15 protein-coding genes and 3 pseudogenes are annotated in these 14,221 nt (G+C 71.7%); 9 read left to right on the top strand and 9 right to left on the bottom strand.

Features of this window, described 5'->3' with window-relative positions; all coding sequences use genetic code 11:
- The first annotated feature begins 149 nt into the window (after positions 1-149).
- On the top strand, positions 150-1,637 hold the full coding sequence (locus tag ACFV0T_RS25770; RefSeq protein WP_385783532.1) for a glutamate synthase subunit beta: 1,488 nt from the start codon (positions 150-152) through the stop codon (positions 1,635-1,637).
- 107 nt (positions 1,638-1,744) lie between these two features.
- On the opposite strand, the gene ACFV0T_RS25765 is transcribed toward ACFV0T_RS25770, so the two are convergent.
- A complete protein-coding gene (locus ACFV0T_RS25765; RefSeq protein WP_385783529.1) occupies positions 1,745-2,245 on the bottom strand; it encodes a carboxymuconolactone decarboxylase family protein in 501 nt (166 codons plus the stop codon).
- 47 nt (positions 2,246-2,292) lie between these two features.
- Between ACFV0T_RS25765 and ACFV0T_RS25760 the strand changes: the two genes are divergently transcribed.
- Positions 2,293-3,720 (top strand): PLP-dependent aminotransferase family protein, encoded by a 1,428-nt coding sequence (locus ACFV0T_RS25760; protein WP_385783526.1) that lies wholly within the window; start codon positions 2,293-2,295, stop codon positions 3,718-3,720.
- Between the two features lie 268 nt (positions 3,721-3,988).
- Here ACFV0T_RS25760 and ACFV0T_RS25755 read toward each other — a convergent pair whose 3' ends face one another.
- The 3 genes from ACFV0T_RS25755 to ACFV0T_RS25745 form a co-directional block, all read right to left on the bottom strand.
- Complete coding sequence (locus ACFV0T_RS25755; protein ID WP_385783523.1) at positions 3,989-4,804, bottom strand: SAM-dependent methyltransferase; 816 nt, start codon at positions 4,802-4,804, stop codon at positions 3,989-3,991.
- Positions 4,805-4,928: 124 nt separating this feature from the next.
- Complete coding sequence (locus tag ACFV0T_RS25750) at positions 4,929-5,204, bottom strand: DUF397 domain-containing protein (protein ID WP_385783520.1); 276 nt, start codon at positions 5,202-5,204, stop codon at positions 4,929-4,931.
- Complete coding sequence (locus tag ACFV0T_RS25745) at positions 5,205-6,065, bottom strand: helix-turn-helix transcriptional regulator (protein WP_385783517.1); 861 nt, start codon at positions 6,063-6,065, stop codon at positions 5,205-5,207.
- Between the two features lie 273 nt (positions 6,066-6,338).
- On the opposite strand from ACFV0T_RS25745, the gene ACFV0T_RS25740 reads away from it, so the two are divergent.
- The 3 genes from ACFV0T_RS25740 to ACFV0T_RS25730 all read left to right on the top strand — a co-directional run bounded on the left by ACFV0T_RS25740 (position 6,339) and on the right by ACFV0T_RS25730 (position 9,676).
- The gene (locus tag ACFV0T_RS25740) at positions 6,339-7,043 is read left to right on the top strand and encodes an ATP-binding protein (RefSeq protein ID WP_385783515.1); all 705 of its coding nucleotides are present in this window, start codon (positions 6,339-6,341) and stop codon (positions 7,041-7,043) included.
- Complete coding sequence (locus tag ACFV0T_RS25735; protein ID WP_385783512.1) at positions 7,040-7,477, top strand: hypothetical protein; 438 nt, start codon at positions 7,040-7,042, stop codon at positions 7,475-7,477. The genes ACFV0T_RS25740 and ACFV0T_RS25735 overlap by 4 nt, the downstream gene beginning before the upstream one ends.
- Before the next feature lie 336 nt (positions 7,478-7,813).
- Positions 7,814-9,676: an ABC transporter ATP-binding protein gene (locus ACFV0T_RS25730; protein ID WP_385783693.1), complete on the top strand. Its 1,863-nt coding sequence runs from the start codon at positions 7,814-7,816 to the stop codon at positions 9,674-9,676.
- A gap of 6 nt (positions 9,677-9,682) precedes the next feature.
- Here ACFV0T_RS25730 and ACFV0T_RS25725 read toward each other — a convergent pair whose 3' ends face one another.
- The 3 genes and pseudogenes from ACFV0T_RS25725 to ACFV0T_RS25715 all read right to left on the bottom strand — a co-directional run.
- Complete coding sequence (locus ACFV0T_RS25725) at positions 9,683-9,853, bottom strand: hypothetical protein (protein WP_385783509.1); 171 nt, start codon at positions 9,851-9,853, stop codon at positions 9,683-9,685.
- A 156-nt stretch (positions 9,854-10,009) separates the two neighbouring features.
- Positions 10,010-10,699 (bottom strand): DUF899 domain-containing protein, encoded by a 690-nt coding sequence (locus ACFV0T_RS25720; RefSeq protein WP_385783506.1) that lies wholly within the window; start codon positions 10,697-10,699, stop codon positions 10,010-10,012.
- An 89-nt stretch (positions 10,700-10,788) separates the two neighbouring features.
- Positions 10,789-11,007: pseudogene (locus tag ACFV0T_RS25715) on the bottom strand (amidohydrolase); the annotation flags it as partial.
- On the opposite strand from ACFV0T_RS25715, the pseudogene ACFV0T_RS25710 reads away from it, so the two are divergent.
- Together ACFV0T_RS25710 and ACFV0T_RS25705 are read left to right on the top strand one after the other, a co-directional pair.
- Positions 10,915-11,511: pseudogene (locus ACFV0T_RS25710) on the top strand (endonuclease/exonuclease/phosphatase family protein); the annotation flags it as partial. The pseudogenes ACFV0T_RS25715 and ACFV0T_RS25710 overlap by 93 nt on opposite strands.
- Positions 11,512-11,518: 7 nt before the next feature.
- Positions 11,519-11,779 (top strand): hypothetical protein, encoded by a 261-nt coding sequence (locus ACFV0T_RS25705; RefSeq protein WP_385783503.1) that lies wholly within the window; start codon positions 11,519-11,521, stop codon positions 11,777-11,779.
- Positions 11,780-12,154: 375 nt separating this feature from the next.
- On the opposite strand, the gene ACFV0T_RS25700 is transcribed toward ACFV0T_RS25705, so the two are convergent.
- Positions 12,155-12,886, bottom strand: a complete 732-nt coding sequence (locus tag ACFV0T_RS25700) for a hypothetical protein (protein ID WP_385783500.1) — start codon at positions 12,884-12,886, stop codon at positions 12,155-12,157.
- Positions 12,887-12,927: 41 nt separating this feature from the next.
- On the bottom strand, positions 12,928-13,110 hold the full coding sequence (locus ACFV0T_RS25695) for a hypothetical protein (protein ID WP_385783710.1): 183 nt from the start codon (positions 13,108-13,110) through the stop codon (positions 12,928-12,930).
- Here ACFV0T_RS25695 and ACFV0T_RS25690 point away from each other — a divergent pair.
- Together ACFV0T_RS25690 and ACFV0T_RS25685 are read left to right on the top strand one after the other, a co-directional pair.
- Positions 13,046-13,660 (top strand): annotated as a pseudogene (locus tag ACFV0T_RS25690) (RidA family protein); the annotation flags it as partial. The gene ACFV0T_RS25695 and the pseudogene ACFV0T_RS25690 overlap by 65 nt on opposite strands.
- Before the next feature lie 57 nt (positions 13,661-13,717).
- Complete coding sequence (locus tag ACFV0T_RS25685) at positions 13,718-14,197, top strand: GNAT family N-acetyltransferase (RefSeq protein WP_385783690.1); 480 nt, start codon at positions 13,718-13,720, stop codon at positions 14,195-14,197.
- Positions 14,198-14,221: the final 24 nt, after the last annotated feature.

Below are 14,221 nucleotides of genomic sequence, written 5' to 3'. Positions count from 1 at the left end.
CGGCCCGAGGGGTACCGGCCCTGAGCCGGCACCGGTGGCGCGAAACGCTGTCGGCCACTCTGCGGGGGTGGGCGAGGGGACGTATCGTGGCGACAGGGGTGCCGCCCGATATGTACGGCCCGCCGCACGCGCAGGCAAGGAAGACGGCCATGGCCGATCCCAAGGGTTTCATGACCACGCCCCGCCAGGAATGGCCCCGCCGGCCCGTCGAGGAGCGGGTCCGGGACTGGGACGAGGTCTACGTCCCCGGTGCGCTGCTGCCCATCATCAGCAAGCAGGCCGACCGCTGCATGGACTGCGGCATTCCGTTCTGCCACGATGCCTGCCCGCTCGGCAACCTGATCCCCGAGTGGAACGACCTGGTCTCCCGGGAGGACTGGCGGGCGGCGAGCGAGCGGCTGCACGCCACGAACAACTTCCCCGAGTTCACCGGACGGTTGTGTCCGGCGCCCTGCGAAGCGGGGTGCGTGCTCGCGATCAACCAGCCGGCCGTGACCATCAAGAACGTGGAGTGCGCGATCGCCGACCGCTCCTGGGCTGAGGGCTTCGTCTCGCCTCGGCCGCCGGACCGGCTGTCCGGGCGGACCGTGGCGGTGATCGGCTCGGGCCCCACCGGGCTCGCCGCGGCCCAGCAGCTGACGCGGGCCGGGCACACCGTCGCCGTGTACGAGAAGGACGACCGGCTCGGCGGCCTGATGCGGTACGGCATACCCGAGTTCAAGATGGAGAAGCTCCATCTGGAGCGGCGGTTGGAGCAGATGCGGGGCGAGGGAACCAAGTTCCGCACGTCGACGGTGGTCGGCCGGGACGTCGGGGCCGCCGAACTGCGGACGCGCTACGACGCCGTGGTGATCGCCACGGGAGCCACAGCCTGGCGGGAACTCACGGTCCCGGGAAGGGAGTTGACCGGCATCCATCAGGCGATGGAGTACCTGCCGCTGGCCAACCGGGTGTGCGAGGGGGACCTCCAGGCGTCCCCGATGTCGGCCGCGGGAAAGCACGTCGTGATCGTCGGCGGCGGCGACACCGGAGCGGACTGTCTGGGCACGGCGGTGCGTGACGGGGCGGCGTCCGTCACGCAGTTGGACATCTACGCGCTGCCGGGTGCCGACCGCGACGAGGACACCGAGCCCTGGCCGACGTACCCGAAGGTCTACCGCCTGTCGGCCGCGCACGAGGAGGCCCGCGACCTGGAGACGGCGCCGGCGGCGGATGCGGACGCGCGGCTGTTCGCGGCGTCCACGCTCCGCTTCACCGGCGACGGGGACGGGCACGTGCGGTCGCTGCACCTGGTCGAGGTGGACGCGCAGCGGCGACCGCTGACCGGCTCCGTACGGACCCTCCCCGCCGACTTCGTGCTGCTGGCCCTCGGCTTCTCCGGACCCGTCCGGGAGGACGGGCTCATCGACCAGCTGGGCCTGGGGCTCGAGCCGCGCGGCACGATCAGCCGGGACGGCGACTTCGCGACGAACGTCCCCGGGGTGTTCGCCGCGGGGGACGCGGCCCGGGGACAGTCGCTCATCGTGTGGGCGATCGCGGAGGGACGGGCGGTGGCGGCGGCCGTCGACCGCTATCTGAACGGGAGTTCATGCCTTCCGGCACCGATCGGACCGTACGACCGGCCCATGGCCGTTTGAAATCCGCGTGGCCGTATGAACGGTCCGCGTGGCCGTATGAACGGTCCGCGTGGCCGTATGAACGGTCCGCGTGGCCGTATGAACGGTCCGCGGCGGTGGGGCCGGAGCTAGCGGCGCTCGTCCGTACCCGCCACCTTCGCCGTGGACAGCGCCACCCGGTTCCAGGTGTTGATGGCGAGGATCAGGGCCAGCAGGTGGGCCAGTTCCTGCTCGTCGAAGTGGGCCGCGGCCTGGGCGTAGACGGCGTCCGGGACGCCGGCGTCGGCCACCAGGGTCACCGCCTCGGTCAGGGCGAGGGCGGCCTGCTCCTTCTCGGTGAAGAAGTGGCGGGCCTCTCGCCAGACGGCGACCATGTGCAGCCGGTCCTCGCTCTCGCCGGCCTTGCGGGCGTCGTTGGTGTGCATGTGGAGGCAGTACGCGCAGTGGTTGAGGTGCGAGGCGCGGATCTGGACGAGTTCGACGAGGGCCGGGTCGAGTCCGTCGCGGGCGGCGGCGTCGAAGCCGATGAGGGCGCGGAAGACCTTCGGAGCGGCCTTCGCGAGGTTGAGGCGGCTCATCGCGTTCGTGTGCGGGCCGGTGTTCGCGTCCGTGTGCGTGTGCGTCGTCATGTGCATCAACCTACGGCCTGGAAAGACCCCTAGTAGGGTGCATTTTCATGACGGAATCGTGGGTCAATTCGGCGGAGCGGATCGGCAGTGACCTGCATCTGGAGCTGTCGCCGTCCGGCTCGGGCGGACGGCGGGCCGCGCTCATGCGGGCGCTGCGCGAGGCCGTGCGCAGCGGCCGGCTGACGCCCGGGACGCGGCTGCCGCCGTACCGCTCGCTCGCCGCCGATCTCGGCGTCGCCCGCAACACGGTGGCGGACGCGTACGCGGAGCTCGTCGCGGAGGGCTGGCTGACGGCCCGCCAGGGCTCGGGCACGCGGGTGGCGGAGCGGGCCGAACCCCTGCGGCGGGCCGCACGCGTGCCCAAGCAGGCACCGCCCCGCGCGCGTGGCCCACGGCACGACCTACGGCAGGGCACTCCGGACGCGTCGTCCTTCCCACGCGCGGCCTGGCTGGCCTCCTACCGGCGGGCCCTCCAGGAGGCGCCCAACGAGGTGTTCGGGCCGGGTGACCCCGCCGGCCGCGTGGAACTGCGGGAGGCCCTCACCGAGTACCTGGCACGCGCGCGTGGCGTCCGTACGGAGCCGGGGCGGATCGTGATCTGCTCCGGCTTCGCGCACGCTCTGCGGCTGCTGTTCGGCCAGGGCGCGGGAGGCGTGCTGCGCGGCCCGCTGGCCGTCGAGGCGTACGGGCTGGGCTTCCACCGGGAACTGCTCGCGGCGGCGGGCGTACGGACCGTTCCCCTGCCCCTGGACGAACACGGGGCGCGCGTCGACGGGTTGGGGCGTGAGCGGGGCGTGCTTCTGACGCCGGCGCACCAGTTCCCGACCGGCGGCCCACTGCACGCCGCTCGCCGGGCCGCGGTGATCGACTGGGCACGCGCGCGTGACGCGGTGGTCGTCGAGGACGACTACGACGGGGAGTTCCGCTACGACCGCAAGCCGGTCGGCGCCGTCCAGGGTCTCGACCCCGACCGGGTGATCCACATCGGCTCGGTCAGCAAGAGCCTGTCGCCGGCGCTGCGGCTGGGGTGGATGGTCCTGCCGCAGCGGTACGTCGGCGCCGTACTGGCCGCCAAGGGCGAACGCGAGGCGTGGGCGAGTGTGCCGGACCAGTTGGGCCTCGCCGACTTCATCGTCTCGGGGTCGTACGACCGTCATGTGCGGCGGATGCGGCAGCGTTACCGGAGCCGCCGCAACCGGCTCGTCGAGGCGCTGGCCACGCGGGCCCCGCATGTCGAGGTCACCGGGGTCGCGGCCGGTCTGCACGCGGTGCTCCGGCTGCCGCCGGGAACCGAGCGGTCCACGGTCAAGGCGGCCGTCTGGCAGGGCGTCGCGCTGGACGGCCTCGCCGCGTTCCGGCACCCGGAGACGGACATGGCGGCGCCGGACGGGCTGGTGGTGGGGTACGCGACACCGCCGGAACACGCGTACGGGGCGGCGGTCGAGGCCCTGTGCGAGGTACTGCCACCACCGTGAGCCCGTGTGTGCCCCGGCGGGACCACCGCAGCCCACAGAGAACCGGGGCGGGGCGCCACGGCGGCCGTGACCCGACCAGCACGCGTGAGCCCCGGGGGGCCGCGGACCACCAACCCCCATGAACCCCGGGGGCCACGGACCACCAACACCCATGAGCCCCGGGGGCCTGGAACCCACGGCACCCACGATCCCCCGGAGCCCCGCCCCCGGCCCTCGTGTCCTACGCCCCCCGTGTCCTACGCCCCGTCCTCCACCGCCCTTCACACTCCTACGCTTTGCGGCCCACCGCCCCGTACCCGGGGATGATCCCGTCGTCCTGTCCCGGAACCGGTTCGCCCAGTTCCGGGTGCCACTCGGGCACGACCGAGACGCCGGGCTCGACCAGTTCCAGACCGTCGAAGAACCGGCCGAACTCGTCGCGGGAGCGGAGCGCCAGGGTGACGCCCGCCGCGCGGAGCTTCTCGGTCGCAGCCGCCGACTCCTCCGGGGTGAAGTCGGCGGTGGCGTGGGTCATCATCAGGTAGCTGCCGGAGGGGAGTTCGGCCAGCAGCCGGTCGACCAGCTCGTGTGCGCCGTCCGCGTCGGAGATGAAGTGCAGCAGTGCGACGAGGGAGAGCGCGATCGGCCGGTCGAAGTCGAGGATCTTCGCGGCCCCCTCGACGATGGCGGCCGGGTCCCGCACGTCGGCCTGGAGATACTCGGTGACGCCCTCGGGCGTGCTGCGCAGCAGGGCCGCCGCGTGGGCCAGCACGATCGGGTCGTTGTCGCAGTAGACGACGCGGGCGTCGGGCGCGACGCCCTGGGCGATCTGGTGCAGGTTCGGCTCGGTCGGGATACCGGTGCCGATGTCCAGGAACTGCCGTACGCCGTGCTCGGCCAGCCAGCGGGTGGCGCGGTGCATGAAGGCGCGGTTGACCCGGGCCATGACCGGAACGCGCGGGTCGAGGGCGAGCATCTGCCTGCCCATCGCCTCGTCGACGGGGTAGTTGTCCTTGCCACCGAGGTACCAGTCGTACATCCGCGCGGGGTGGGGTCGGCTGGTGTCTATCTGGACGGCGCCCGTGGGGTGGTCCTGTCCGGTCATGCGGCACTCCGTAAGAATCGAACGTGGTGGTGGTCGGTGATCAATTCATAACCAAAATAAGGAAGTCGGGTCGGACATCGGCTCAGCAGAAGGGGTCGAGCGGCAGCGCAATCAGCCAGGTCGTTCAGGACAGCAGGAAGTCCGCCTCACCCGCCTTCGCGCCCTCGATGAAGGCGGTCATCTCGTCGGACGTGTAGATCAACGCGGGGCCGTCGGGGTCGGTGGACTGCCGGACGGCGATCCGGCCGTCCGCGAGTTTCATGGCCTCCAGGCAGTTGCCCCCGTTGCCGCCGCTCCAGGGCTTGTGCCAGCCCTCGCTGCCCAGCTCCCTCGCGGGCATCCCGTTGTAGATCCGCTCGGTGCGGATCCTCGCTTTGGCGTGGGACTTGATGCGATCCATTCACAGCTCCTTGCGGAGATCCCGGAGGATCTCCTTCGTGCGATGTGCAGTAGCGGCCTGCGCCGCCATGCGGTCCATGACCTCGAGGTGGGCCGCCACCTCGGTGCGCGCGTCGAGGTAGACGGCGCCGGTCAGGTACTCGCTGTAGACCATGTCCGGAAGTTCGGGCATGGCGAATCGGAACAGCACGAAGGGCCCGTAGGTGCCCGGATGCGGCCCGTTCGCGAACGGGGCGATCTGGAGCGTCACGTTGGGCAGCCTCGTGGCGTCGAGCAGTTTGCCGATCTGGGCCCCCATCACCTCCGCGTCACCGACCGGGCGGCGCAGCACGGTCTCGTCCATGACGACCCACAGCCGGGGCGCGTCCTCACGGGTGAGCAGTCCCTGGCGTTGCATGCGCAGCGCGACATGGCGCTCTATGTCGTCGGGACTCGTCTGGCCGACGGCGCCCGATCTCAGCACCCCGCGCGCATAGTCCTCGGTCTGGAGCAGTCCGGGCACGAAGTGCGGCTCGTACTGGCGGATGAGGCCGGCCGCGCCCTCCAGGCTGACGTGCATGGAGAACCAGCCGGGCAGGATGTCGTGGAAGCGCTGCCACCAGCCGGGCTGGTTGGCCTCCTCGGCCAGTTGCACGAAACCCTCGGCCTCGGCGTCGGTGACGCCGTAGGCCTTCAGGAGCAGCTGCAGGTACGGGATCTTGAGCGTGACCTCGGCCATCTCCATGCGGCGCACCGTGGCGGGGGCGACGCGAAGGATACGGGCGGCCTCCTCGCGCTTGAGCCCGGCGCGTTCCCGCAGATCCAACAGGCGCCGACCGAGGACGACCTGTCCCACGGTCGGCGCGGACCGCGGTTCGCTCACGCTCCACCTCCACGAAGAGCCCTGACCGGCTGGTCGGTCGCACAGCGCGTCGACAGCCCGGCCGGTCCGGTGACCAAGGAACGACAAAAGAATCGTGACAGCCCTACGGCGCCATTCGAAGACCCATTCGAAGATCTGGACGGATCTCCGGTGATCCCAACTGGCGCCGCTCAACGTGCTGTTGCGAGCAGTCTGCCACGCCCTTCCACTTCGTCACACAGCACTCTGCATTTTTCAGAGTGACACTTGCCAAGTGTTCACGGCGGGGCGATAGTGGCAAGCGTGATTCCGTCCGCGCCCTTAGGAACAGACGCAGCCGCAGGCCGCCCCCTCGGTCTCGGCGCCGCGGTGTCAGGCCCCGTCAGGGCCGCCACCGAGCGCCGGTTCCGTTTCGAGCTGGCCGCACATCCGGGTTCCCCCGCCCAGGCCAGACGTCTGACCCGGGCCCGGCTGACCGGGTGGTCGGTGTGCGAGGACACCTGCGACACCGCGGCTCTGGTCATATCCGAGCTGGTCACCAACGCGATCGTGCACACCGCGAGCAGTCATGTCGTCTGCGAGCTGCACGACGGCGACGAACGGGTGCGGATAGCCGTGCGCGACGAGGGCTGCGCACCGGGTGAGCCCCACCCGTCCCCGCAGCGGCCCGAGGAGGAGCACGGCCGGGGACTGCTGCTGATAGAGGCCCTGTGTCACTCCTGGGGCGCCCAGGAACACGGCACCGGCCTGCTGGTCTGGGCGGAGCTCCGGCGCCGGACGGAAACCCCGCGCCACCACGACGAGCCCCGCCACGAGCCGCACGAACTCCGCCACGAGTCGCACGACGAGCCCCGCGGCGACCTGGGCTGGGGCACCCGCCCGAAACCCGGTTCGCCCGGCGTCCCGGGTGACGAGGACGAGCCGCGGCAGAAGTGGCGCGGACCGGGGATCACGGGAGTCCTGCCGCTCCAACGAGGCCAGGAGCGGAGCGACGCGTGAGCGCTACGCCCGGCCCCGGCCAACTGCTCACCCTGGACACGCTGGTACGGCTGCGGCGCGGTGCGCAGACCCCGCCCGCCCCGCGCCGGCTCGCCGTCCCCGACGACATGACCGCCCCGCTGGGCTGCGACGCGGTGGCGGTGCCCGCACACTTCGGACCGCAGGTACTGCCCCGGCTGCCGCGCGTGGGATGCGTCTACGCCGACGGGACGCACTGGTGGTGGATCGTCCCGTCCGACTCCGACTACGCGCTGGAGTGGCCCGCCCCCGCGCACTACGCGACCGGCGCTGTCCTCCCGGACGCCACGCGCTCCCCCGTGCTCATCCACCGGCCGGACGACTCGGTTCCGTACACCCCGCCGATCCCGCTCTACCTGACCCTGTGCCGGCTGACGGGGACCACACCGAACTGGTCGCGCCCGATCAGCGCGTGAGGCCCACGCGGGCGGCGCCTCCCAGGCGGTCGTGGGCGACCCCCGACCTCCACCTGCCTCTCCGGTCGTCCCCAACCGCCTTCACCCGCGCCACCATTGCCGCCGGCACCACCGGCACCACCGGCATTCATACGATGTCGCCGGCGCCGCCCCCCGCGTACGCCCGCGCGCCCCCGCCGCGTGGATGTGCGCCCTGCCCTGACGAGGCACCTCCCGCCATAGTGGCCGTTTGTCCACGACCGGGGGAGGTCGACGGTGGCAAAGCGGCGCGACACGGGCCAACCCGAGGTGTCCGAGTCGGAGCGACTGCTCTTCGGCGGCGCCCTGCGTTACGACATGGGCTGGAACCAGCACGCGAACGCCTTCCTCGAACTGAACTTCCACGCCATGCTGACCCGGCTGCCAGCGCTCCTCGCCTCCAGCTTCCGCCTGGCCCGGCAGGCCGACCCCGCCGCCGCGCGGACCGTGCTGGCCGCAGAGGCGGCCCGGGGTCTGGCGCAGGCGGTGGGCCTGCTCGCGGTCAACAGCGTGCTGGGCCGGCTGATGGGTTCCGGCCCGATCGACGACCGGCTGCGCGGCGCCGTCCCCGCCCTGGTCATCATGGCCGCCGTGCTGCTGGTCGGGGCGCTGCTGCGGGCCGCGTCGACGTACGCCACCGGCCGGCTGGAGCCCAAGGTGGAGCGGGTGGCGACCGAGCTGTACCTGGAGCGGGCGGCCTCCGTGGAGCTGGCCGCGATCGAGGACCACGCCTTCCACAAGCTGCTGGACACCGCGCAGTACGGCGCCTCCTCCGCCCGCCGGATGATCATGTATGGCACGCGCGTGGTGAACGCGATGATCTCGCTCGTCACCGCGGCCGGTGTGCTGACCGTGCTGCACCCGGCGCTGCTCCCGCTGCTGGTGACGATGACGCTGCCGAGCGCCTGGAGCGCGCTGGTCAACGCCCGGCGCCGCTACGAGTCCTTCCACACCTGGGTGCAGCACGCCCGTGCCGGACAGCTCATCAGCAGTCTGCTCACCGAGCCGGCGGCGGCGCCGGAGATCCGGGTGCACGGGGTCGGCCCGTTCCTGCTGCGCCACTTCCGCGCGATGTCGGAGGCCGCGGAGGCGGAGCAGGCCCGGCTGGCCCGGCTGTCGGCCCGCACCGGCCTGATCGCGGCGGCCTGGACGGGCCTCGCGACGGTGGCGACGTACGCGACGCTCGGCGGGCTGCTGGTCACCGGCACGATGGCGCTGTCCGTGGCGGGCACGGCCGTGATCGCGATCCGCACCGGCTCCGCGAGCCTGGACACGCTGGTCCTGGAGGTGAACGCGCTGCACGAGGAGGCCCTGTTCGTGGGCGACCTGGAGCGCCTGTACGTCGAGGCGGCCGAGCGGGCCATCCCGGCCGGGGGCGCCGCGCTGCCGGAGGATCCGCGGGAGATCAGGTTCGAGAACGTCACGTTCAGCTATCCGGGCGACTCCACCCGTCCCGCGCTGGACGACGTCAGCCTCGCCGTCCCGATGGGCCGGATCGTCGCGCTCGTCGGCGAGAACGGCTCGGGCAAGACGACCCTGGTGAAGCTGCTCGCGGGGCTCTACAAGCCGGACCGGGGGCGGATCCTGTGGGACGGCGTCGACACGGCGACCGCGGACCGGCACCGGCTGGCCGAGCGGATCGCGATGCTGGCGCAGGACTTCAAGCGGTGGCCGTTCACGGCCCGGGTCAATGTCGCCGTCGGCCGTTCCTCCGCGTCCCCGACCGAGGAGCGGCTGACCACGTCGATCTCCGAGGCGGGCGCGGAGGAGGTGGTCGCCGATCTGCCCCGGGGCCTGGACACCCTGCTGGCCCGGAACTTCAGCGGCGGGCACGAGTTGTCGGGCGGGCAGTGGCAGCGGCTCGGTATCGCGCGGGCCGCCTTCCGGCGTGGCCGCATCCTGATCGTGGACGAGCCGACGGCGGCTCTGGACGCGCGGGCCGAGCTGGAGGTCTTCGAGAAGATCCGGGCGCTGGCCGGCACCGGGCAGACGGTCGTCCTCATCACGCACCGGCTGGCGTCCGTGCGCCACGCCGACCTGGTGCACGTGCTCGACCAGGGCCGGCTGGTGGAGTCCGGCACCCCCGACGAACTCCTCACCAGCGGCGGGGTCTACGCCGAGCTGTACGCGCTGCAGGCCGAGCAGTTCACGACGAAGCTGCCCGCCCCGAAGGCGGGCTGAGTCGCCTCACTCCGTGTCGCCGGCGCGCAGGATCACCAGGAACGTGTCCGTCGCGAGGTCCATGACCACCTCGGCGGGCACGCCCTCCTGACGCCGCGCGTGCGCGAACTCCTCCGCGGGCCACGAACCTCGCGGCCCACCCGCGGGAAAGCGTTCGAGCACTGTTCGCCCGTTCACCACCCTGCACCTCCAGAAAGCGTCGTACGTGTAGGAGTTAACGCTTCCCAGGGGTCGAACGGCTCGCTCGGTGACGGGACTGAGACGTAGCTGACACGCGACCACCGCGGAGTGTGAGGGTCCGGTCACTTGGTGAACGGTTGGACACCGTTCATGTCAGTCCTCGTACTCGTCGTGATAGAGAACGCGCTCACTGCCCGCGGGAGCACCGAGAGCCGACGCGCGTCCGGCGGGCTCCTCCCACTCCTCCTGCCGTCCCAGCGCCGTCAGGTCCAGCAGGCTGGTGGTCGAGCCGAGGCCGTCGAGACCGCGTTCATAGGTCGAGTAGGTGTGCAGGACCCGGTCGCGGTCGCGCAGGAAGCAGCTGAGGCCCGGCCGCTCCACGAGCTCCCCGTCGCGCTCCAGGGTCACCTCGAAGTCGTCGTTGAAGTCACCGAGGGACGCGGAGTACCAGGGCAGGGTCCAGCCCATCCGCGCCTTGAACGGCAGGATGGTGGTGTACGGCGCCCGGGACACGGCCGCGAACGTCGTACCGCGGGCCCGCAGATGCGCGAGGTGCCCGATCTGGTCGAGGAACGCCGAGCAACTGCGGCAACCGGCGTCCCACTCGGGCGCGAACATGAAGTGGTAGACCACGAGCTGCTGTCGTCCCTCGAAGAGGTCGAGGAGGGTGGCCTTGCCGTCGCCGCCCTCGAAGACGTACTCCTTGTCGATCTCGACCATCGGCAGCCGGCGCCGCTCGGCGTTGAGCGCGTCCCGCGCGTGTGTCACCACCTTCTCCTTGACCAGCAGTTCCTCGCGCGCCGCGCGCCACTGCGCGCGCGAGACGACCTCCGGAAGCGACATGACTCCTCCTGTGCGACGGTCCGTTCCCAGGGGTGACCGCCGAAGGGAGCGGAACTCATCGCGGCGCCGGAAGTTTTTTCCGCGGCTGCTCAGGTTCCGTAGTCCCGGACGCGCCGGCCGTGCCTCCGGTCCAGCAGTGACGGCATCCGCTCCCCCAGTTCCCGCACCACCGCGGCGACGTCGATCGTGAGCAGTTCACGGTCGCGCATCAGAATCCGCCCGTCGACGATCGTCGTACGGACGTCGGCGGCGCGGGCGCTGTGCACGAGGGTCGCGGCGAGGTCGTGGACGGGCTGGGTGTGCGGTCGAACAATCGATTCTTCCCGCATGACGAGGGCGAACGGGCCCGCTACGGCGCCTACGCCCTCTACCGGCGCGCCGCGGAGGCGACAGCGCTGCGCGCACTGGCGGACGGACTCCTGGCGGGCGACGGCCGGACACGGGACGTGATGGTGCTGGGCGACCTCAACGACGAGGTGCAGGCGGCGACCACACAGATCCTGCTCGGGCCGCCCGGCTCCGAGCTCGGCACCACGGGCTACGACAGGCCCGACAGGAGCGACGCGACCCGCCTGCGGGACGTGGCCCCGCTCATCCCCGCCGACCGGCGCTACTCGCGCGTCGACTCCGGCCGCCGCGAGCTGATCGACCACATCCTGGCGAGTCACCGCCTGGTGCGCCGGGTGACGGCGGCCGGGACCGGGCTGCCGGAACAGGCCGCGCCGCACCTGCCCTCGATCGTGCCTGACCCGGCGGAGCGACGCGGGGCACCGGGGCCGGACCACGCGCCGGTGTGGGTGCGGGTGGAATAGCCAGGGCTTGTCGCGCGGGAGGCTCGGGCCGCGCGGCGGACCGGTCTCAGACGGCGAGGGGCAGCCGTACGGATGCCGGCCCCGTCCGTTCGCGCACCCTCTCAAGCTCGCGCAGGAGTTCGGTGAGGCGTTCGGCGTGGTGGGGCGCGAGGCGGCCCGTGTCGTCGAGGTGCACGGCGCACGCGGTGGCGGTGTCGACGAGCCGTTCGAGCAGTGCCGCGACCTCGTCGGTGCCCTCGGTGTGCCGGGCGAGGGCGGGCAGTCGTGAACGGGTGAGGCGAACCCGGCGGCGGACATGCGAGCGGGTCCGGGGGCGTAGCCTGCCCCCGGACCCTGTGGATGCCGCCCATACGGCACGCCGGCACGCTTGAGGACCCAGGTCAGTCGTTATGTCGCCGCGTCCTGCCTTTGGACCACCACGCATCGAGCTGCGCGGACCGGACTTGAACCGGCATTTCGACGTGCTGGGGCCTGGGCCCGGTCGATCCGGCGATCGGCGGCGAATGCTGAGTCTGGAGCAAGAGTCTGAGATTGAACGCGGCCGGCTCGGTGTCCCGCCGCCACATCACGACAAGCTTCAGCTTCAGCTTGCGCTCCTCGCGCGCCCCGGCCGTGGTGCGTGGTGGCCGGGGAGATCTGGAGGCTACCCGAAGAGGTAGCCGAACACGGCGTCACCGACACGCTGGTCGACGACTTCGGTGCCGTTCGCCTCCTCGCGGGCGAACTTCACGGCCTGCTGCAACTTCTCCACCCGGTCGAGCAGTTCGTTGACGCGTCGCGCCGGGAGCGCCCCCGAGAACTTCACGGTCGTCCAGTACCCGACCGGAATGTCCTCGTAGTAGACCTCGACCTGCGCCGGGTGCTTGTCGGTCGCCTCCGCCTTCACATGGTTGCGGGGCACCTTCTTGGTCCGCAGCGTCCGCACCGGTTCGGTCTTCCAGGCGTCCGTGGAGGGGTCCTGCACCCAGGACTCGGAGGCGTCGAGGACGGGCAGTTTGCGTACGAAGGTGTTGAGATCGACGAGCTGCTTCTCGAGGAAGAGCAGGTAGGACACGGGGACGTCCGCGACGAGCACGCGCCCGTCCACCGTCACGTCCGCACGGGCGGCACAATTGGCCCAGTCCTTCGTGGCGGTCACGTCGAACAGCCGGGTCAGGGTGGCCGCGGTGTCCCGCAGCACGTTCTCGGCCTGCACCTGCACCCGCGTCGACTCGGGCGGCAGCTGCTCGCCCTCCTCGTCCTTGGGCTGGTACGTACGCGAGATGCCGGCCAGCAACGCGGGCTTCTGCAAGCCGTGATGGGCCGCCGTCAGGTCCTGGTGCGCCTTGGACTTGATGCCCTTCTCGACTGCGATGATCTGATTGAGTTTCGCCACGAGAGGGACCGTAGCAGCGGCAACTCTCGCCTCTCGAATGATTATTCGCCGGTGCCGCTGCCACGGAGAGCCGCGTCGGCCACGCGGGCCTGGATGAGTGTCCGCGCCTCGGTGACCGCCCGGTCCAGAGCCGCGGGCTCCGGTCGCAACTCCCCGAGGATGACGTCGATCCGCCGCAGACCGGCCCGTTCGGTGGAATGGGCCGGACGAATGGATCGGGCCACGACACGGATCACGGCGAACCTCCCGGGGCCGGGGCCTGTCGGCGGGATCGCCGCGCTGTCGAGCGGATTTCCCGGCGGTCGCTCCATGACCGCCCGGGAAATTCGGGTGCGGTGGGCTGCGCGGGCGCCGATGATCGGGAGGTTGCCCGTGGGCCGACGGGATCGGCCGACGCGGGATCCGGAACGTCGTCCGCCGCAGCCCCTCGAGGAGCCCACGTTGATCCGACGCACCACCGTCCCCGGTCTCTTTCCACCCCCCGCCTACTCCCACGCCTCCGTCGTCGAGGCCGGCACGAAGCTCGCGTTCCTCGCCGGGTCCGTGCCGCTGGACGCGGACGGGAAGCTGGTCGACGAGGGTGATCCGGTGCGGCAGGCACGGCGGGTGATCGCGAACCTCGAGGCGCAACTGGGCGCGGTGGGCAGTGACTTGGCGCATGTCGTGTCGACCGACGTGTACGTGGTGAGCGGTGACACCGCGGTGCTGTCCGCCGTCTGGGACGTCGTCGAGGCGTCCGGGCTCAGCGGCGGGCCGCACTCGTCGACGCTGGTCGGTGTGGCCTGTCTGGGGTACTCGGGCCAGCTGGTGGAGATCACGGCGACGGCCGTCGTGCCGGAGGACCCGCCGGTACACCGTGAGTCGGCCGTCGTCGTGCTGCGCCGGGCCGCCGCGCCCGACGCCGCCGGCGCGGCCGACGTGTGGCTGCGTTCGTTCACGGCCGCGCTGCCCACGATCGTCAGGCCCCGGTCCGACGAGGAGGTGCGCGGCTACTTCCGGGACGTGGTGGTGCCGTCGCGCGAGACCTGGGTGGCCGAGGCCGAGGACGGCATCGTGGGGGTCATGGTGGTCGACGGCGAACTGCTGTCCCAGCTCTACCTCGACCCGCGGTGGCGCGGGCGCGGCCTCGGCGACCGGTTCGTCACGCTGGCCAAGGAGCGCAGTCCGCGGGGCCTGACCCTGTGGACCTTCCAGATCAACAAGCCCGCCCACCGCTTCTACGAGCGGCACGGCTTCGTGGCCGTCGAGCACACGGACGGCGGCGACAACGAGGAGCGCGAACCGGACGTGCGGTACGTGTGGCGGCCGTAGCCCCGCAACCGCCGTCCCGCGACT

The organism is Streptomyces sp. NPDC059582, assembly GCF_042735715.1.
Classification (GTDB): Bacteria; Actinomycetota; Actinomycetes; order Streptomycetales; family Streptomycetaceae; genus Streptomyces.
The sequence above is the reverse complement of the archived record's forward strand: the minus strand, read 5'-3'. Positions and strand labels throughout refer to the sequence as shown.

What these genes read in the sequence shown, in the direction of transcription:
- ACFV0T_RS25770 (WP_385783532.1), top strand. Translation starts at nt 150, where the DNA reads ATGGCCGATCCCAAGGGTTTCATGACCACGCCCCGCCAGGAATGGCCC.
- ACFV0T_RS25765 (WP_385783529.1), bottom strand. Translation starts at nt 2,245, where the DNA reads ATGACGACGCACACGCACACGGACGCGAACACCGGCCCGCACACGAAC.
- ACFV0T_RS25760 (WP_385783526.1), top strand. Translation starts at nt 2,293, where the DNA reads ATGACGGAATCGTGGGTCAATTCGGCGGAGCGGATCGGCAGTGACCTG.
- ACFV0T_RS25755 (WP_385783523.1), bottom strand. Translation starts at nt 4,804, where the DNA reads ATGACCGGACAGGACCACCCCACGGGCGCCGTCCAGATAGACACCAGC.
- ACFV0T_RS25750 (WP_385783520.1), bottom strand. Translation starts at nt 5,204, where the DNA reads ATGGATCGCATCAAGTCCCACGCCAAAGCGAGGATCCGCACCGAGCGG.
- ACFV0T_RS25730 (WP_385783693.1), top strand. Translation starts at nt 7,814, where the DNA reads ATGGGCTGGAACCAGCACGCGAACGCCTTCCTCGAACTGAACTTCCAC.
- ACFV0T_RS25720 (WP_385783506.1), bottom strand. Translation starts at nt 10,699, where the DNA reads ATGTCGCTTCCGGAGGTCGTCTCGCGCGCGCAGTGGCGCGCGGCGCGC.